Consider the following 16,466-nt stretch of genomic DNA (forward strand, 5'->3'; position numbering starts at 1 on the left):
CTTTGCTATGCTTAATTCATAGTTCCGGCAGCTTTCGCTGCATTAAGGGTTAACTGCTTTGTAAGCAGCTTCGTATTCGGTAATAATCTTGCTGCCGCCTGATTTCTTCCACTTTTCAATCTCGGACTTATAGCCGTTCAAGTCGATTTTACCGAGAATATATTTATAGGTGGCATCCGTAACAATCTTTGTCAGCTCAGAGCCTTGGGTTGTGTGGGTCTCGGATTCCAGCGAAAAGGCAGGATTAAGTACCCCATACTTGGCATTTTCTTCGATCAGCCGCTCGGCTTCAACCTTGAGCGGATCGGAATCATGAATCTTATATCCGGTTTCTTTTACACGGGAGGACGCGAACGGCTGCACTTCCTGCTGCCAAAGATCGGCATCTTTAATAGTAACAGCCATATCGGCATCCACCGTATAATGAACATCCTGAATACCGTAAGTCATGAGGGCGTAGATTTCATCGCTCATGGTATCGTTCACAAATTGCAGAATACGCTTCAGCTCTTTCTCATCCTTAACTTCCGATTTCGGGAAGGACAGCAAGCCGCCGATGCCGTTGGCGCCCGCCCAAATCGCACGGTCCGCTTCATTGCCCGTTGAGGTGATGTCATTGACCATAACCAGCTCCATGTTATCCTGGATACCCTTGGACATTTTCATCAGGTTTTTGCTGTCAAACAGAGCACCTACATAAATTCCGGCTCTACCTTGTGCAAAGTTCTGCTGCTGGTCGGTTTTGGCCGTTACGGCAAAGTCTTGGTTGATGTAGCCGCCTTCATACAAAGCTTTCATATAATCCATGGTTTTAATGTAAGATTCCGTATCGAACTCCGGTGTCATCTTGCCCGCATCATCCACAGCCCAGATGTTTGGTGTTCCGAAGTAAGAGCCTAATGTTTTGAACGCTCCGTAGACGAGGTCGCTGCGGTCCATAAAGCCGGTTGTATCCTTTTTGCCGTTGCCGTCCGGGTCCTTCTCCGTAAACGCTTTCGCAACTTCCATCAGTTCGTCTGTAGTCTTCGGCACTGCTAGACCCAGTTTATCCAGCCAGTCCTTGCGGATAACGACACCATTTCTGGCTACCGCTTTCTGGAACGGGATGCCATATAGCTTTCCTTCGATCGAGGCCGAAGTCCGGGTTTCCTGGGAGATCGCCGCCAGATTCGGGAATTCATCCAGATAAGGACTCACTTCCCAGAACACGCCCGCTTTCAAGGCATTGCGGACCGAAGAGTTATCCAGGATCGTCAGGGTGACCATATCCGCGAGGGAATCAGAAGCGAGTGCGGTATTGATGCGTTCTTCTTTGGATGGATCCGGAACCCAGGAGAATTCAATTTCCGTATTCGTCAATTCTTCAATTTTGTTCAGTACAGTGTCTGTTGGCGGTGATGCCGTATGCAGCATGTTCATCCAGCTAATCTTGGCTTTGGCAGTCGTTTCGGCTGCTCCGGATGAATTTGCCCCTGCATTCGTAGCTTCAGCCTGGCCGTTATTAGCGTTATTGTTGTTGCCCCCGCAAGCTGTGAGCATAAGCCCGCTGCACAACATCAAAGCTGCAAGCTTCTTGTAATTGCGATTCATGTACACTACCCCTTTTATACATAATGGTGTTGCTGTATCTTCCACCCCCGCCAAGAAGGCGGAGGTTGAATTCAGTGTGTATTGCTTAATATACGCCGTCTTCTCCGACCTTCTTAGCCAGCTTGTTTGACAGCATGACAAGGACGAGACCAACCACGCCTTTGAACAGGCCGACAGTAGTACTGAAGCTCAATTGACCATTCTTGAGACCGGCGGTGTATATATAAGTATCGAAGATTTCGCCAGCTTCGCGGTTCAGGGAGTTGATTAAGAGATACATGTGCTCAAATCCAAGATCCAGCGTATGTCCGATTTTCAGAATCAGCAAGGTGATGATTACCGGGCGAATCGCCGGCAACGTGATATGCCAGGTTTTGCGCAATCTCCCTGCACCATCCATCTCCGCAGCCTCATATAATTGGGTATCTACTACAGTAATGGCTGCCAGATAGATAATGGTCGACCAGCCAAGCTCTTTCCAGATGATCTGTCCGATATACACGGTGCGCAGCCACTCTGGCGAAGTCAGGAAGCTGATCTTCTGTCCGCCCATCGCGGCAATCATCTCATTCAGTACCCCGCCGTCCACATTCATGAATACATAAGTAATGGAGACAATGATAACCCATGACAGGAAATGCGGGATATAAATGATGGTCTGAACCACACTTTTGAACATTTTGTTCCGGACCTCATTCAGCATCAGCGCCAGAATAATCGGCAGCGGGAAAAAGATTACAATATTTAGCGCAAACAAGATGAGTGTATTGCGCAGCAGCATAAAGAAGGTTGGTTCCGTAAACAAACGGACGAAATGCTTGAACCCCACCCAAGGACTTCCCGTGATGCCCAGATACGGCTGATAATCCTGAAAGGCGATAATCATTCCGCCCATAGGCAGGTACTTAAAAATTACAAAATACAAAAATCCCGGCAGTATCATCAGATACAATAGCTTGTGTCTTTTTAAACTCAGCAGGCTGTGCGGGGTTCGCTTTCTCCTCACCGGCACAGCGTTCAACTCCATAGTGACATTTGCCTCTTTCAATGTTCGGCCTCCTTGATCGCGTTTCTTTACGATTCCCAGATTACGGTCATTTGCTGATTACGTATATAATCATTAGTTACGAAGGAGGCTCGAACCGCGCTGTTATGCTGTTTTTTTAGCTTCTACCCCTTAATGGGATTACTATAATACATAAAGATCATGCCCCCTATCAACCCGTTTTTCTAACCTAAATAAAGCCATTGCTAATGATTATATACGGAATACAGCACCCCTGATAAAGTTTCATTGAAACGATTACAAGGAGGAAAACCGTATGGCGCAATCATCATTCAAAAAAGAATCTCTGGGCAACCGGCTGTTTACCATAGTAAACACCACCCTGCTGTCACTCATTTCACTCATCTGTCTTTTACCCTTTATCAATGTATTTGCCAGTTCCTTTGCCTCAACACAGGAAGTAGTGGAGAAGAGATTCATTCTGTTCCCGACCACCTTCTCCCTGGATGCTTACCGCTATATCCTGTCAACATCCACGATCTTTAAAGGCCTGTCCGTATCCATTGGAGTCACTCTGGTAGGTACGGTGGTAAGTATGGTTCTTACAGCTCTGATGGCCTACGGATTATCCCGCAGATATTTATATGGAAGAAACCTCATCAATTTTGTTGTGGTGTTCTCCATGCTGTTCAGCGGCGGTATGATCCCTACCTTCCTCGTTGTTAAATATTTCGGACTCATTGATTCTTACTGGTCGCTGATTTTTCCTGTGGCCATCAATGCCTTTAACCTGATCATCATGCGCAACTTCTTCCAGGCGCTTCCGGACAGTCTGGAGGAGTCAGCCAAGATCGACGGCTCTAATGATTTTGGCGTATTCCTCAAAATCATGCTGCCGCTTGCGCTGCCTTCGATTGCGACCCTCTCCCTGTTCTACGGGGTGGCTTACTGGAACACTTACACTACCGCCCTTCTATATATCACAGACTCTGTGAAATGGCCGATTCAGGTGCTGCTGCGCCAGATTGTTATCGTCTCCAGCGGGATGCAGGGAGAGAATACTTCAGTCGATGTCATTCCTCCTCCACAAACGATCAAGATGGCAGTTATCGTTGTTGCCACCGTTCCGATGCTGATTGCTTATCCGTTTGTGCAGAAGCACTTCACGAAAGGTGCACTGCTGGGCGCGGTAAAAGGCTGATATGCTATAAGCTTCGCCTTCTCACAACCTACAAGCAACGAAAACAGCCAGTCTCCGGCAACCGGAGACTGGCTGTTTTCGTCTATTCCACCGCCTACTTGTCCTGTTTCATTGCGCGGTATGCACCGGGTGTCACATGCTCCTTCTTGCGGAAGGAGCGGATGAAGTTCTGTGGATTATGATATTGCAACCGCTCAGCAATCTCCTTAATGGTCATCTCGCTCTCCACCAGCCATTTCTTGGCCATTTCCAGCCGGTAGTTCATGACATATTCACTGAAGGTTACACCAAATTCCTTCTTGAAGATGCTGCTCAAATAGTTCGGACTGTAATGCAGACGCTCGCCGATAATCTCCAGCGACAGCTCCTGATCAAATTCGGCGCGCACAATGGCGGCAATCTGGTCGGAGAGGCTGCGGAATTGGCGGGTCGTCTTCTCCTTCATGCTGGTTACCATCGGCCGGATGACTTCATTCACCAGAATGCGTTCAATCTCCTCCGGATTGCGGATATCCAGCAGCCGGTGATACAAGGCATAATTGTCCTGAGTCAGCAGCACCTCTACGCCAATCAATTGTTCCAGCTGAATCAGATTATTCACGAACCGGATCAGGGTAACTTCGAAATTGAGCGGGTTCTTGCTATACTTCATCATTTCGCCAAGAAGCGGGTACAAGGATCGCGATACCAGCTCCTCATCCCCGAGCCGGATGGCGTCGAACAGCTGTGATTCCAGTTCTACCGGATAATGCAGCAGGACAGGACCTGAAATAACCGTTGCTATATCTTCATAAAAGATAATCGACTCTTTGCCCAGATTCAGACGATGATGCAGCGCCTGCTTGCTCATTTCGCAGGCTTCCTTGCTGGAGGCCAAATCCTGATAGAGATTACTAATGCCGACACTGACTGACAGCTTCAGGATATCCCTGACTGTTTTGATAATTTTCTTCGCATCCTCGAGCGCTTGCTTCCGGTGTTCCTGCTCATTCATTCCCTCATAGATCAGAATGGTTGCCTGCGTCCGGTCATTCAGCAAGATCGGAATCATTCTCCGCGCTTTCGGAATCAATTCCTCCACCAGCTTGTTGACTGCGACAAGCAGCAGATCCTTGTCGCTTGCCTGCCGTTCCCCGTAATTATCAAGCTGGATCAGCATCGTGGAATACACTGAATCCTCCGTGGGGGAATAACCGAAGCGGGACATATTAAGCTCCAGCTCTTCGGCGGTAATCCGGCTGCGGAACAGGTTCAGCATAAACTGCGTTTCCAGCTGCGGCAATTCTGACTCCAAAAGTCCCTCCAGACTTTCCTTCTCCGACAGAATCGTATCAATTGAATTGATAATCCAGTCGATCTCATTCTTGTCCTCCGGCTGGGTGCTGACCGCCAGCCTGCGCTGAATCTGGCGGATCGGCTTGGTGAAATGCACGGAGATTACATAGGCCACCACAACAATTAGCAGGGTGATCACCACTCCCAGGATGATTAAGCCGAAACGGGTCGTGGCCAGGGCATCGGAGATTTCCTGCTGGTCCAGAAGCGTGACATAAATCCAATTATTATAAGAAGATTTGGCATAAATGGCTTCAACCTTTTGATAATTGGCTTTCTCCAGGGCTACTGTCCCAGTCTGGCTTTCATTCTCGGCAATATTGGTGATGCGTTGCATTTGCCCGCTGGTCAACAGGTTCTTCCCGGTTGCCGATTCATACAGCAGTTCACCCTGCCGGTTCAGAATGAACACTGTGGTGTTGTCCTCCGTCTGCAGAATATTCCGCAGTGTCTGCAGCGAAATATCGGCTAGGCCAATCGCCTGCTTGTTCTGAGAGAATACAGGAAGCGTATTCACAAAACGGATTCCTTTATCCGTCTTGATCCAGAACAATCCCTTGTTCTGATTGTTGATATAACTTTCGTACAGGTTCTTCCGATTTTCCTCTGTTAGAAGAGAAAGGCTTCCATCAGAAATTTTCCAGTCTTGCACCAGACTGATCAGCGAATATTTTACGCCGACATCCATCCCCATCGTAGCGATATAGTTGAGCTGGGAATTGATATCCCGGTACGCCTGAAAGTCCTCCTCTGTCATCGGATTGTTGACGACCTCGCTGAAGGAACTGGTCGTACTGTAAGTATTGAAGGCATACTCTATGGTTTTAATTTTCTGCTCCAGCGTATTTTTGATTTGGGTGATTAGACTCTGCTTGCCGCTGGCAACACTATCAATAACCGAATGAATCGTCGTCAAATAAATATAGCTGCCGAAGCTGATGACGAGGCCGATGCCCAATACCAGAATCGGAATAAAAATCTTATAAAACATCCTGCCCTTTTTCATAGATAGGCTCCTTCAATAAGTAATCATTTTCAATTATAGCGTTTTCATGAATCGAAATCCAAGGATTTTTAACGTGTGCATAACACCCGCTGAAACTTGCAAGCTTCTTGCCTGCCTAGACAGGAAAAGGAAACAACCCGCCCAAAACAAAAAGGCTCACCGTAAGCCACCGGGAACCTCGATTTATCGAACTCATCTAATCCGAAAAAAATTATTTATCGGATTCACACCTCCGGCTTCGCGAGCAGTTGAGAATTGGATCAGAGCACTCAGATCCTTGATGCGCGGCGTTGTACGTTTGAACCCGAAATCTCCATAGGCTCCCGGGCGGGGTTTCTTTGGAAATCCTTCGGGAGGGCGGACAGCTGCGCTTACTCTGCTGGTGACCAAACTGCCTTCCCCGCCACCATTATCCTCGTAACGGACTCCAGAGAAGCTATTTGCTGAAATCGGGCTAATGGCGGAGTCTTGCGGACCCCAGCGACCTAGTGTGCTTATTTTACTGCGCGGCAGCTGTATTTTTGCTGAAATAACGTCTCTGCGGTCCGCTTGTATCAATAATTGGCGTTTTTCGGGACAATAGCGTCTCCTCAGTCCGTTACAACTTACAGCGCCCCCCAATGCACGTTTCATCTTGAACTAATTTGCGCACTTTAGAAACTAGAAGCCTGAGCGCTTAGAACCTCAGAATCCCAGAATCCCAGAACCTCAGTTCCTCAGCTCCTCAGCAGCCCCTTACAATCTCAGAGCCAATCCTCCGTAAGCAGCTTTCTCAACGTTTCCACCTGGTCCCGGCCAATTTTGGCGGCGATCTCCGCCTCGATGCTCTGCTTGATCTCCAGCATGCTCCGGCAGACCGCAATACCTTTAGGTGTTAGCACAATATGCTTGTCACGGGAGTTCCCTTCTACCACGGCGGTTTCTACATATCCTTCAGCCAGCAGAACGTTAATCGTTTTTTGCGCACCCTGGCGGGAAATGCTGATCTGCCTGCTGATCTCCGAAATTGTGAGCATGCCATGCAGCTCCAGCTTCGCCAGAATATGTGTCTCAGTCTTGTTCAGCTGCTCACCGCTGGTTTCATTTACTTTTTCCCGCAGAGCATTATGCTTCTCACTGACTAAATCTATTAAGTTCAAACCAAGAATATAGTCTTTCATAAAAAAGGCCCCCAATATAAAGATACAATTAAGATAAACAATCAGATTGCATTTCTGTCAACTAAGTTGACAATATTTCCGCCCACTGATACTATGAGTGAAGTTTGAAAAACTTAAATGTTAAGGGAGTTAGAGCAATGGGCAGAAACAAGAAAGAAGCTTTAGTATTCACCTGTATGATGTGCGTGTTGATGGTCGTAGGAATGAGCTTTTACAACGTGATGTTAAACACTGGCTTAACCCATACCTTATTCCGTGATGTTGCGATCGGTCTACTTCCTGCACTCGTCGTCGCCTTATTCTGTGATGTTGTCATCGTCAGTAAAGCGGCCAAAGGTCTGGCCTTTAGATTGGTTAAACCGGCCGATCCTATGATTAAAAAGGTGCTGTTCATTTCCTTCTTCATGGTCTGCGGTATGGTGCTCTGCATGTCCCTATATGGCACACTAGCACACTACGGATTCGGAGACAACTTCCTCCGTCACTATCTGTCCACTGCCGGACTGAACATCATTTGCGCCCTGCCGCTACAGCTGATTGTTGTAGGGCCGCTAACCCGTTTCCTGTTCACCAGGATCTACCCGGTAAACAGTGCTGTGCAAAGCGCATAGGCTTTGCTTAATTGCCCGGCACCTTGGCTAATAATGGGTATATATTCAGAGCATTTCAAGAAAGGATATCCGTCATGCTTAACAAAAAGGACGGTGTCTCTCTTGTTATTCTAGTCGTGGTGCTTGTGCTCATCCTTTTCCTTCAGGCCATGATTACCTATGCCGAATCCCTCCTTCTGCGCAAGGAGATAAAGGGCGAAAACGGCAAGCAAATTTAAATTCTCTATCCTTGCTTTCCAGCAATAAAAACAGTCCCGATGCCTTTGATCTGCATCGGGACTGTTTAACGCATTACAAGTAATGTCTACTGCGCTGAATATACATTCAAAACTCAATAAGCCATTGTTGACGGGCTTCACCGGTTTGAGGAGCCTCTAACGTCAGCTTCGAGCCATCCTCAGAGACAGCCAGCGCCAACTGATTATGGACAGAGAGGATGGCAGCTGAACCATCCCCATTCTTATGGATGATCCAGCGCTGATTATTGTAACCCAGATAAGCATAAAGCTGAATTGAATTGTGTTCTGTGTTCAGATCAAGGGCTTGACCCGAGGCCGTACGGATCGAGTAGGAATCAGCGTCATCTCCCGTCGGCACGAATACCCACTTCTGATCAGATATCTCATTTGCATCCCGGACCGTTACGGCTTCACCCTTCACCGGATTTGCTGTATAAATGGATTTCCGGAACGTTTCGTTCACCAGGCTTGATGTTATCAAGTTCTCCGCTGCTACCCCGTTCACATTAACATTCTGGTAGGAGACAGATCCGCCGAAGACATGAAGTCCAAAATGGCCTGCTGCAAAGGTTCCGTCCTTCAGATCTATTATTTTCTGCCCGCCCAGATACACCACAATATGAGGTCCGTCCGCTTGTATCTTTAAACTATACGTCCGGTCCGGCAGAATGAAGGCTGGAACCTTCGCCAGAACCTGCCGTTCTTCAAAACGTCCATCGATTTTGTAGAACAGACGGATTGCCTTCATATTAGGATCCAGATTCAAGTAATAGCCGCTGCGTCCGTCCGGACTTGCACGGAACAGAAGGGAGCCTGCACCTCCCGACTTGCCAAGTTTCATCTCGGCTTCATACGAGAAGTTTCCCGCCTTCTCCTCAGCAACATAATTTGCGTCGCTGGAGTGACTTCCGCGAATTCCATCCCCGCTAACTAGCCAAGAAGCCTTGGACACATCTTGCGTCCAGCCGCTGAGGTTGGTATGAAATGTTCCGCCGAACACTTTCACATCAAAACTTGCGGATGCCTTTCCATTCGGTGTAGATACTGTAATGATAGACTCGCCCGCTTTTTTCGCCTCAAGGGTTACACGGGAATTGCCTGCCGCCTTTATGATTACGGCCTCTTCATTGCTGGACTTCCACTTCAGCGGCTGGGCGCCGTTGCCGGGTCCGTTTTCTACGATCACCTGCACTGTTTCGCTTTGCCCAACCCCCAGTTCACGGTCACTGGTATCCAGCACAATCCGGGTTGCCGAACCCGACTCAGGATTCCATACCGATCCAAGCTTATAGACTTTCAGAGAAACAACCTTCACATTGCCGCCCTTGCTATAGAAACTCATTGCCCTGCTGGCCGGGTCCGGAAAAATGACCTCGGAGAACACGGACTTCCCTCCATTTACAAAAACCTCAACCGAAGATTCATCCACCAGAATCCGCAGCTTGATTTGGCCGTTCTCTGTCGGCATTTTCGTTTCATGTCTCGCACTGAACAGGCTGGAGAAATCTGTTTCCCCGGAAAGAGAGCGGTCCACAAACATAGTGCTCCCGCCCGGCTTATAGCCTACAACTGTCTTCTGATCCGCTCCCTCACGTACATTGAAGCCGAACTCCGATACACTGCTGCCGGCGGGAATCTCCAGGGTAGCTTCAATTTCATAGGCACCTGAGGTCATGCCTTTCAGCAGATTAGGAGAAGAAGGACCGACCACCTTGTTAGCTGCGGAATAGAGTTCACTGCGCAGGGATTCCAGCTCCTTCACCGGACTCTGGGCCAGACGAATTCCGTCTTGGGTGTTGATTAGGGTAACTTCTCTCGGGATCGTCAGCTCTCCCTTCCAGTTAGATGTGGGAAAGGCGAAGGGGTAATCCCAGTTGGACATCCAAGCCAGCATGACTCTGCGGCCGTCTTGCATATCCGAGAAAGACATGGATGCATAAAACTCCTTGCCGGCGTCTGTCCTCAATACGGTTCCAGCCGGGTTGTCGTTCACGAATTTACCTTCCTTAGTCAGGCTCCCTACAAAATATTCCGCATCTGAACCCCCTGTTGCCGGGTTCGCTCCTGTACTAATCATTAGAACCCATTTCTTCTCTGTCGTTCCCTGTACAGTAAGCGGAAACAAGTCGGGGCATTCCCACACCCCTCCACGGACATAATCCCCATAACCCCAATTATCGGTCAACGTCCAGTCGAGCAAATTAGTTGATGTGAAAAAGCGGATATGATCACCGCCCGATACCACCATGACCCAGCGATTATTCTCCTCATCACGGATCACCTTGGGATCACGGAAGTCCCATCCCCCGGGTTCTTCTCCGTTCTTTCCGGGGTTCTCAATGACAATTGGAAGATCCTTGGCAGTTTCCCATGTCCGTCCCTGATCCTTGCTGTAGGCCAGACCTATACGCTGGTTGCCGTTAGAGGCATCCGGATTAAAGGAGGTGTAGTAGGCAAGGAGGCCTTTGCCGCCTGAATCCGAGAACATACCGGAGGCATTCTTCAAATCTGCCACAGCAGACCCGGACCAGACATGTCCGTACTCATTCCATGGAAGGGCAATCGGCAGGCGTTTCCAGTTCAGCATATCTTTGCTGACGGCATGAGCCCATGTGCCTCCATCCTGATGAAAGAGATGATATTCCCCTTCGAAATAGACAAGCCCGTTCGGATCACTAACGGCCCCGCGGATCGGCGTATAATGATACTGGGGCCGGTATTTTTCATTATTGTAACTGCCAGCGTCCGTAACATAGGTGTCCTGAAAGTAAGCGGTTCCATGATTTACGACAAGTCCGGCGTATCCGGTAGCGTAAGAACTGTCGTTAACATCTATTGCTGCCGGAGTATACCCGTCCACGAAAATCTGAATCCGGTTCCCCTTCGCATGCACTTCCAGCGCATGTTTTGCCCCCGCTGGACTCGGATAAGTCCGCTTGGAACTGGCAATTACTGTGCCGTTTGCTTTTGTTAAAGTGACATGTACCTGATTCCCTTCTTTCCCAAGAGAGGCTTCATATCCCTTCGCACCGTCAGAAGAGGAACGGAAGGCCAGGCCTGCAACAGCAGCGGAACGAAATGAGATCACTCCTTCATACACCAGATCAGCAGCTTGCCTGCTATAGATCTGCAGCGCCTTGCTCTGATTTACAGAGATCCCTTTTTTACCGCTGATATCCGGCTGCCACTGTCCCTGACTTGCCAGCACCGTATCCAGATTCCCCTTCAGATCACTTACGTTAATGTTTTGGAACAAGGCCGCTCCACCCGAGACCTGGAGTCCAAGCCGTCCGGAGAGATGTGCATTGTCCTGGATATCAATCACAGGCTTGTATTGATTCCCCCAATACACTTTCAGTAGGGCCCCTTCCGCTTTCACTTTAAGATGGTAGATTTCACCTTGTACCAGGGAAACCTTACGTTCCTCATGCAATTTGCCTTCTCCGCTGCTTCCGTCTTTTAAGCGGATAAGTCCGGCATCCGGTACGATTTGCAGCATGTATGAACGCTGACCCTCCCCGCTGGAACGGAAAAGCAGCGCAGCCTCCGGCTGCCGGTCCTTGATCATGACATCAGCCTCATATATAAAATCATCTGCTGACGTTTCGGAAATCGCCAGCACTTTTTCTTCAGGATCGGATGTCAGCAGAAGCCCTTCTGATGTATCCTCCAGCTTGCCTTTCCCGGCTGTTCGCCATCCCGTCAAGTTTGTAGCTGTTTTGGTAACGGTTTCAGAAATAGAAAGCCCCTCCTTTATCAGTCTGCCGGACTTCTGCTCTGCCGGTGCGGCCCAGACTGTATCCTCATTAACGGCAACAATCCCTGTTGAAGTTATCATGACTCCCGCAGCCAACAGAATGGTTAGTGTAAATTTTGATTTCCGGTTCATCCTTTACCCTCTCTTCCTGTAAATGATATGTCGCTCTTACTAAGAGCAAGGCCGGCCAATTACGCATCATAACTGGCCGGCCTTATCTTTTGCTGTATTATATAGAAGAAACTCGATTATTCCATGCTGTGAGTCCCAATGCCAGAGCCCCGCCTAACCCCGCCTGCTGGCCAAGGCCCGGAGAAACAATGTACTCCTCCATATGGTCCAGTATGGCACTTGAACTGACATATCCGTTCAGGTTCAGGAGCACAGCCTCCCGGATGAGCGGGTACAGCTGCGGCTGCTGCATAACCCCGCCGCCCAAAATTATTTTTTGCGGAGAGAGCAGTAGAATAGCATCCGTTATGGACTGGGCGATGTAGAAGGCTTCCATCTTCCAGGCTCTATGATCCACCGGAAGCTCGTGGCCTTTCTTCCCCCATCTGGCTTCAATAGCAGGACCTGCCGCCATCCCTTCGAGGCAGTCCCCATGGTAAGGACAACTACCAACGAAATCATCTTCAGGATGGCGCCTCGTCAACAGATGCCCGCCCTCAGGATGTACAAGACCATGAACTAATTGGCCTTCCGAATACACGCCGATACCAACGCCCGTGCCTACCGTAATGTACAAGCAGCTTGACAGGCCTTGAGCAGCCCCCCATTTTACCTCGCCATATACAGCTGCATTCACGTCAGTGTCGAAGCCGAACGGGACCGGAAAGGCTTGCTTTAAAGTCCCGAGCAGATCGTAATTCCCCCACCCCGGCTTAGGTGTTGTCGTAACGTAACCGTAGGTCGGGCTGTCTTGGCGGATGTCAATTGGACCAAATGATCCAATCCCCATCGCTTCTACCCCTTTGTCTTGAAAATACTCTATGACTCTGGGCAAGGTCTGATCCGGATGTTCGGTCGGAAAGCTGATCCGATGTTCAAATCTCCCGTTTTCATCCCCGATCCCGCATACGAATTTCGTCCCGCCTGCTTCAATCGCTCCTATACGCATGTCACTTAACCCTCCCGGTTACTGGTTGCTGCCGTTTGCGGTAGATGAAGCCAGATTGTAGATATCCAGCGAAAGGAACAAGTCCTCTTCATTGTCGGCAAACGCAGCAAGACCGGTAGATTCGGATTCAGGGAAAATGAGATCTGTAATGACTGCCTGGCCTCCACCACAGAACGCTTCAACGGAGGAACGGTCCACATAAATATGCAGATCATAGGCTGTACCCGGTGCCGCAAGCTTCGCTGAGTGGCGTCCCGGGAACAACTTGTGGAAATCATGCTTCCCGGAGGCTGTCCGGTCTACATACAATTCTTCCGTCTGCGCATCAATCCCGACCATGGTTTGCTGCTGTGCACCTGCCTTTACTTTAAAGCCGGCAGATGTCCCATGAGCAACCTCCGCCTCAATAACGTAAGCCTCAAGATGAAGCTTGGCACAGGCTGCATTAATTTCTTGAACAGAGACATTTTTCAGGGAAAGGACCGGGGTACGTGCGGCTTCCAGTTCTTTTGCAGGCTTCTGAATGAGCGTAGTTTGCCCGTTCCTTAACTCCAGATAAAGCTCCCGGGGAATCGTCATTGCTCCGCGGAACCCTTCCGCCGGCGTCTGACCGGCATACATCCAGTTGCTCATCCAGCCGATAAACAGCCGTCTTCCGTCTTCCTCGGGCAGATCGGACCAGCTCACACCGGCATAATTATCTCTGCCGTGATCCAGCCAGCGGATGCTCCGGGACTCTTCGTCAGGAGTAAATACCGCTCCGTCAAAGTCACCCGTGAAATATTGCGTTCTTGAGCCTTCCTCAAAGGCGGGATCTGCACCAATACTGACGAGCATTACCCATTTGGTATCCGATTTGGTTCCGTCAACAGCCAGCTGGAACAAATCCGGGCACTCCCACACACCGTCATGCGATCCGATGCCCTCGCCGAATTCGCTGGCAAAGGTCCAGTTGATCAGATCAGGGGAATGATACAGACCTACCGTTTGACCACAGGCTACGATCATCACCCATCTACTCTTCTCTTTGTTCCAGAACACCTTGGGATCACGGAAATCAATGAAGGTATCATGTTCAAGCACCGGATTCCCTTCGTATTTGGTCCAGGTTCTGCCTTTGTCCTTGCTATAGGCCAGACTTTGACGCTGAACGGCAGGTTGTCCTTCCGGCATGTCTAAGTGATGGGTAAAAATGGCCACCAGCCCTGGCTGATCCTCAAAAAATCCTGTCGTGTTATTCCAGTCGACAACGGCGCTTCCCGAGAAAATCATCCCCAGTTCATCCGGCACCAGTGCGATCGGCAGCTCTTCCCAGGTCACCAGATCCTTACTGACCGCATGGCCCCAATGCATGTCCCCCATGGTCATTCCGCCGGGATGATGCTGAAAGAACAAATGATATTCTCCCTCGAAATATACCAAGCCGTTTGGATCGTTCATCCACTTTTCTTTGGGTGAAAAATGATAGGCACCCCGGTAGTTTTGTTTTGTAATAGCTGACATTATGATTTCTCCTTTGCTCCTATATAGCTTGAACTGAAAAGTTTAGAGTAAAGGTTCAGTCGCAACTACGGAGAATATTTGGACTTCCGGCCGCTGTTGTCTTCGGATTTCTTGATTATGACCGCTGTCCGCGGTTGAAATCCGAAGACTGCTTATGCTTTCGAAGCGCGCTTTCCTACGGAAAGCTTTCAGGCGGACGCTTACGCTCCTGCAGTTCCAAACTTCCCCTCCGCCGCTTTCGCCTCTAGGTGTACTTTAGTTCAGCTTATATATATTTTTATATTTATCTATTTTCCCGTCGCTCTGTCGTAGCCTGCCTGTTTAATTTCAAGCCACTCCTGCAGGCCAAGACGGTCCAGCTCCTTCAAATAATCATTCCACTGTGCATCGACTTTTCCGTTCTGGTACCATTCTGTACGCATTCTGAGTACATAGGCGAACAAGTCGGTTTCAATCGTCGTCAGGCGGTCAAGCTCATCAATCGAATGAAATACGCTCGGCATTACATTCTCTGCTTTCATCTTTGGAGCCATGATATTCTTGATGATGTCCATACGCCCTTTGGCATCATCCGGCATGGTCGTATATTTGCCATAGTAGGAATCAAGAATAGCCAGCGGTCCGCCGATACTTGTTTTCTCGCGAAGCTCCACAGGAGCAGCGCCTTCCAGCGGCAAATGCTTCAGCATTCCTTTTGCTTCATCAAATTCGAAGATGTTCTGCTGTGTGTCATCCCCGTAGGTTCCCCAGTTGTTCTGGACGGATTGAACGGGATCATACAGCTGATCTACCCATTTCGCTGTCGTTTCCAGGTTTTTATTGGCGCTTGTCACAACCATCTTGCCGCGGCCTAGACCGAGACCGTTGGTTCTGGTTACGTTGACTTCACCATCAGGGCCTGCAAGCGGCGGCATTACTTCATAAGCATCGTTTGCTCCGGAGATATTGGCTTTATCCCAAGAGAAGTAGAGGCCGTACTTCTGATCTTTACCTTTCGCCAGGTAAGTGCTCCAGTCTTGGGTATAGGCTTCGATATCAATGAGTTTTTCTTTATAAAGGTCATTGATAAAAGACACCGCCTTTTTATAACCTTCTTCCTTAGCTGTAAATATCACTTTGCCTTCATTGCTTACGACCGCATGGTCGGGATTCTCGCCCAATCCGAATGAACCGAAGAGGAATGCCAGATCTTCCGCACCCGGCTTGTTGATAAAGGATAAGGGAATTTCGTCTGCCTGACCGTTGCCGTTCGGATCTTGGGTCTTGAAGGCAATCAACACCTTTTTCAATTCTTCCGTGGTTGTCGGCATGTCGAGGCCCAGCTTCTTAAGCCATTCCACGTTGATCCAAGGCATGCTGTCTACCGCCTGAATTCTTTCTTTTCCGTTCCCAAGCTCTTCAATCCAAGGGAATGCATAAATTTTACCGTCAGGCGCTGTAATCATACTCTTGTATTCAGGGGCTTCTTCCAGCACTTTTTTAAAATTGGGCATATTCTGCTCGATCAGATCGTTCAATGGAACGATAGCACCATCTTTAGCAAGCTTCAGCAGCTCATAATCACTGTAGTCGGCATTAAAAATAGCATCAGGGAGATCACCGCTTGCCACCGCCAGGTTTCTTTTTTCCACGAATACGTCTTTGGTAAAGTTTTTCCAGTTGATATGCACATTCGTTTTTTCTTCCAGACGTTTATTAATCAGCTTTTCGTTCGGATCGGCCGGTGCCAGCGGGGAGCTTTGGGTAATGAAGTTCAAGGTGACTTTGCCGCTTGGATCCTGTTTTTCACCGGCAGCATTTCCTCCCCCGCCGCCGCATGCGGCAAGGAACATAAATGAAGCAAGTACAGACGCAGAAGCTGCTTTTGACAACACTTTTGATCTTTTTGATCTTTTCATAGGATATGACCTCCAAAGTGAATAGGGATGAAAGAACTTA

The 16,466-nt window shown here is 49.0% G+C and carries 11 protein-coding genes; 3 read left to right on the plus strand and 8 right to left on the minus strand.

Translation table 11 applies throughout. From position 1 onward, the window contains the following. Positions 1-42 precede the first annotated feature (42 nt). Both H70357_RS28365 and H70357_RS28370 read right to left on the minus strand, forming a co-directional pair. Positions 43-1,590 carry an extracellular solute-binding protein gene (locus tag H70357_RS28365; RefSeq protein ID WP_038596283.1) on the minus strand — a complete coding sequence of 516 codons (1,548 nt, stop codon included), beginning with the start codon at positions 1,588-1,590 and terminating at the stop codon, positions 43-45. An 85-nt stretch (positions 1,591-1,675) separates the two neighbouring features. After that, the gene (locus H70357_RS28370) at positions 1,676-2,617 is read right to left on the minus strand and encodes an ABC transporter permease (protein WP_038600712.1); all 942 of its coding nucleotides are present in this window, start codon (positions 2,615-2,617) and stop codon (positions 1,676-1,678) included. A gap of 295 nt (positions 2,618-2,912) precedes the next feature. On the opposite strand from H70357_RS28370, the gene H70357_RS28375 reads away from it, so the two are divergent. After that, positions 2,913-3,797, plus strand: a complete 885-nt coding sequence (locus H70357_RS28375; protein ID WP_038596286.1) for a carbohydrate ABC transporter permease — start codon at positions 2,913-2,915, stop codon at positions 3,795-3,797. A gap of 94 nt (positions 3,798-3,891) precedes the next feature. Here the strand turns inward: H70357_RS28375 and H70357_RS28380 are convergent, their stop codons facing one another. After that, complete coding sequence (locus H70357_RS28380) at positions 3,892-6,138, minus strand: AraC family transcriptional regulator (protein WP_038596289.1); 2,247 nt, start codon at positions 6,136-6,138, stop codon at positions 3,892-3,894. Positions 6,139-6,881: 743 nt separating this feature from the next. Beyond that, positions 6,882-7,298 carry a MarR family winged helix-turn-helix transcriptional regulator gene (locus H70357_RS28390; protein ID WP_038596294.1) on the minus strand — a complete coding sequence of 139 codons (417 nt, stop codon included), beginning with the start codon at positions 7,296-7,298 and terminating at the stop codon, positions 6,882-6,884. A gap of 137 nt (positions 7,299-7,435) precedes the next feature. Here H70357_RS28390 and H70357_RS28395 point away from each other — a divergent pair, with 137 nt between their 5' ends. After that, positions 7,436-7,909: a DUF2798 domain-containing protein gene (locus H70357_RS28395; RefSeq protein ID WP_038596296.1), complete on the plus strand. Its 474-nt coding sequence runs from the start codon at positions 7,436-7,438 to the stop codon at positions 7,907-7,909. Between the two features lie 74 nt (positions 7,910-7,983). Continuing rightward, positions 7,984-8,127, plus strand: coding sequence for a hypothetical protein (locus tag H70357_RS36115; protein ID WP_156130957.1), 144 nt, complete (start codon positions 7,984-7,986; stop codon positions 8,125-8,127). Between the two features lie 106 nt (positions 8,128-8,233). On the opposite strand, the gene H70357_RS28400 is transcribed toward H70357_RS36115, so the two are convergent. From H70357_RS28400 to H70357_RS28415, 4 genes are all read right to left on the minus strand, one after another. Beyond that, the gene (locus tag H70357_RS28400) at positions 8,234-12,037 is read right to left on the minus strand and encodes a GH32 C-terminal domain-containing protein (RefSeq protein WP_052092305.1); all 3,804 of its coding nucleotides are present in this window, start codon (positions 12,035-12,037) and stop codon (positions 8,234-8,236) included. Positions 12,038-12,134: 97 nt separating this feature from the next. Continuing rightward, positions 12,135-13,025 (minus strand): ROK family protein, encoded by an 891-nt coding sequence (locus H70357_RS28405; RefSeq protein ID WP_038596298.1) that lies wholly within the window; start codon positions 13,023-13,025, stop codon positions 12,135-12,137. 18 nt (positions 13,026-13,043) lie between these two features. Further along, positions 13,044-14,528 carry a glycoside hydrolase family 32 protein gene (locus H70357_RS28410; RefSeq protein ID WP_038596300.1) on the minus strand — a complete coding sequence of 495 codons (1,485 nt, stop codon included), beginning with the start codon at positions 14,526-14,528 and terminating at the stop codon, positions 13,044-13,046. A 287-nt stretch (positions 14,529-14,815) separates the two neighbouring features. Continuing rightward, positions 14,816-16,426 carry an ABC transporter substrate-binding protein gene (locus H70357_RS28415; protein WP_038596301.1) on the minus strand — a complete coding sequence of 537 codons (1,611 nt, stop codon included), beginning with the start codon at positions 16,424-16,426 and terminating at the stop codon, positions 14,816-14,818. Positions 16,427-16,466: the final 40 nt, after the last annotated feature.

Origin of the sequence: Paenibacillus sp. FSL H7-0357 (assembly GCF_000758525.1) — a bacterium.
In the GTDB taxonomy this organism is placed as follows: domain Bacteria; phylum Bacillota; class Bacilli; order Paenibacillales; family Paenibacillaceae; genus Paenibacillus_AQ.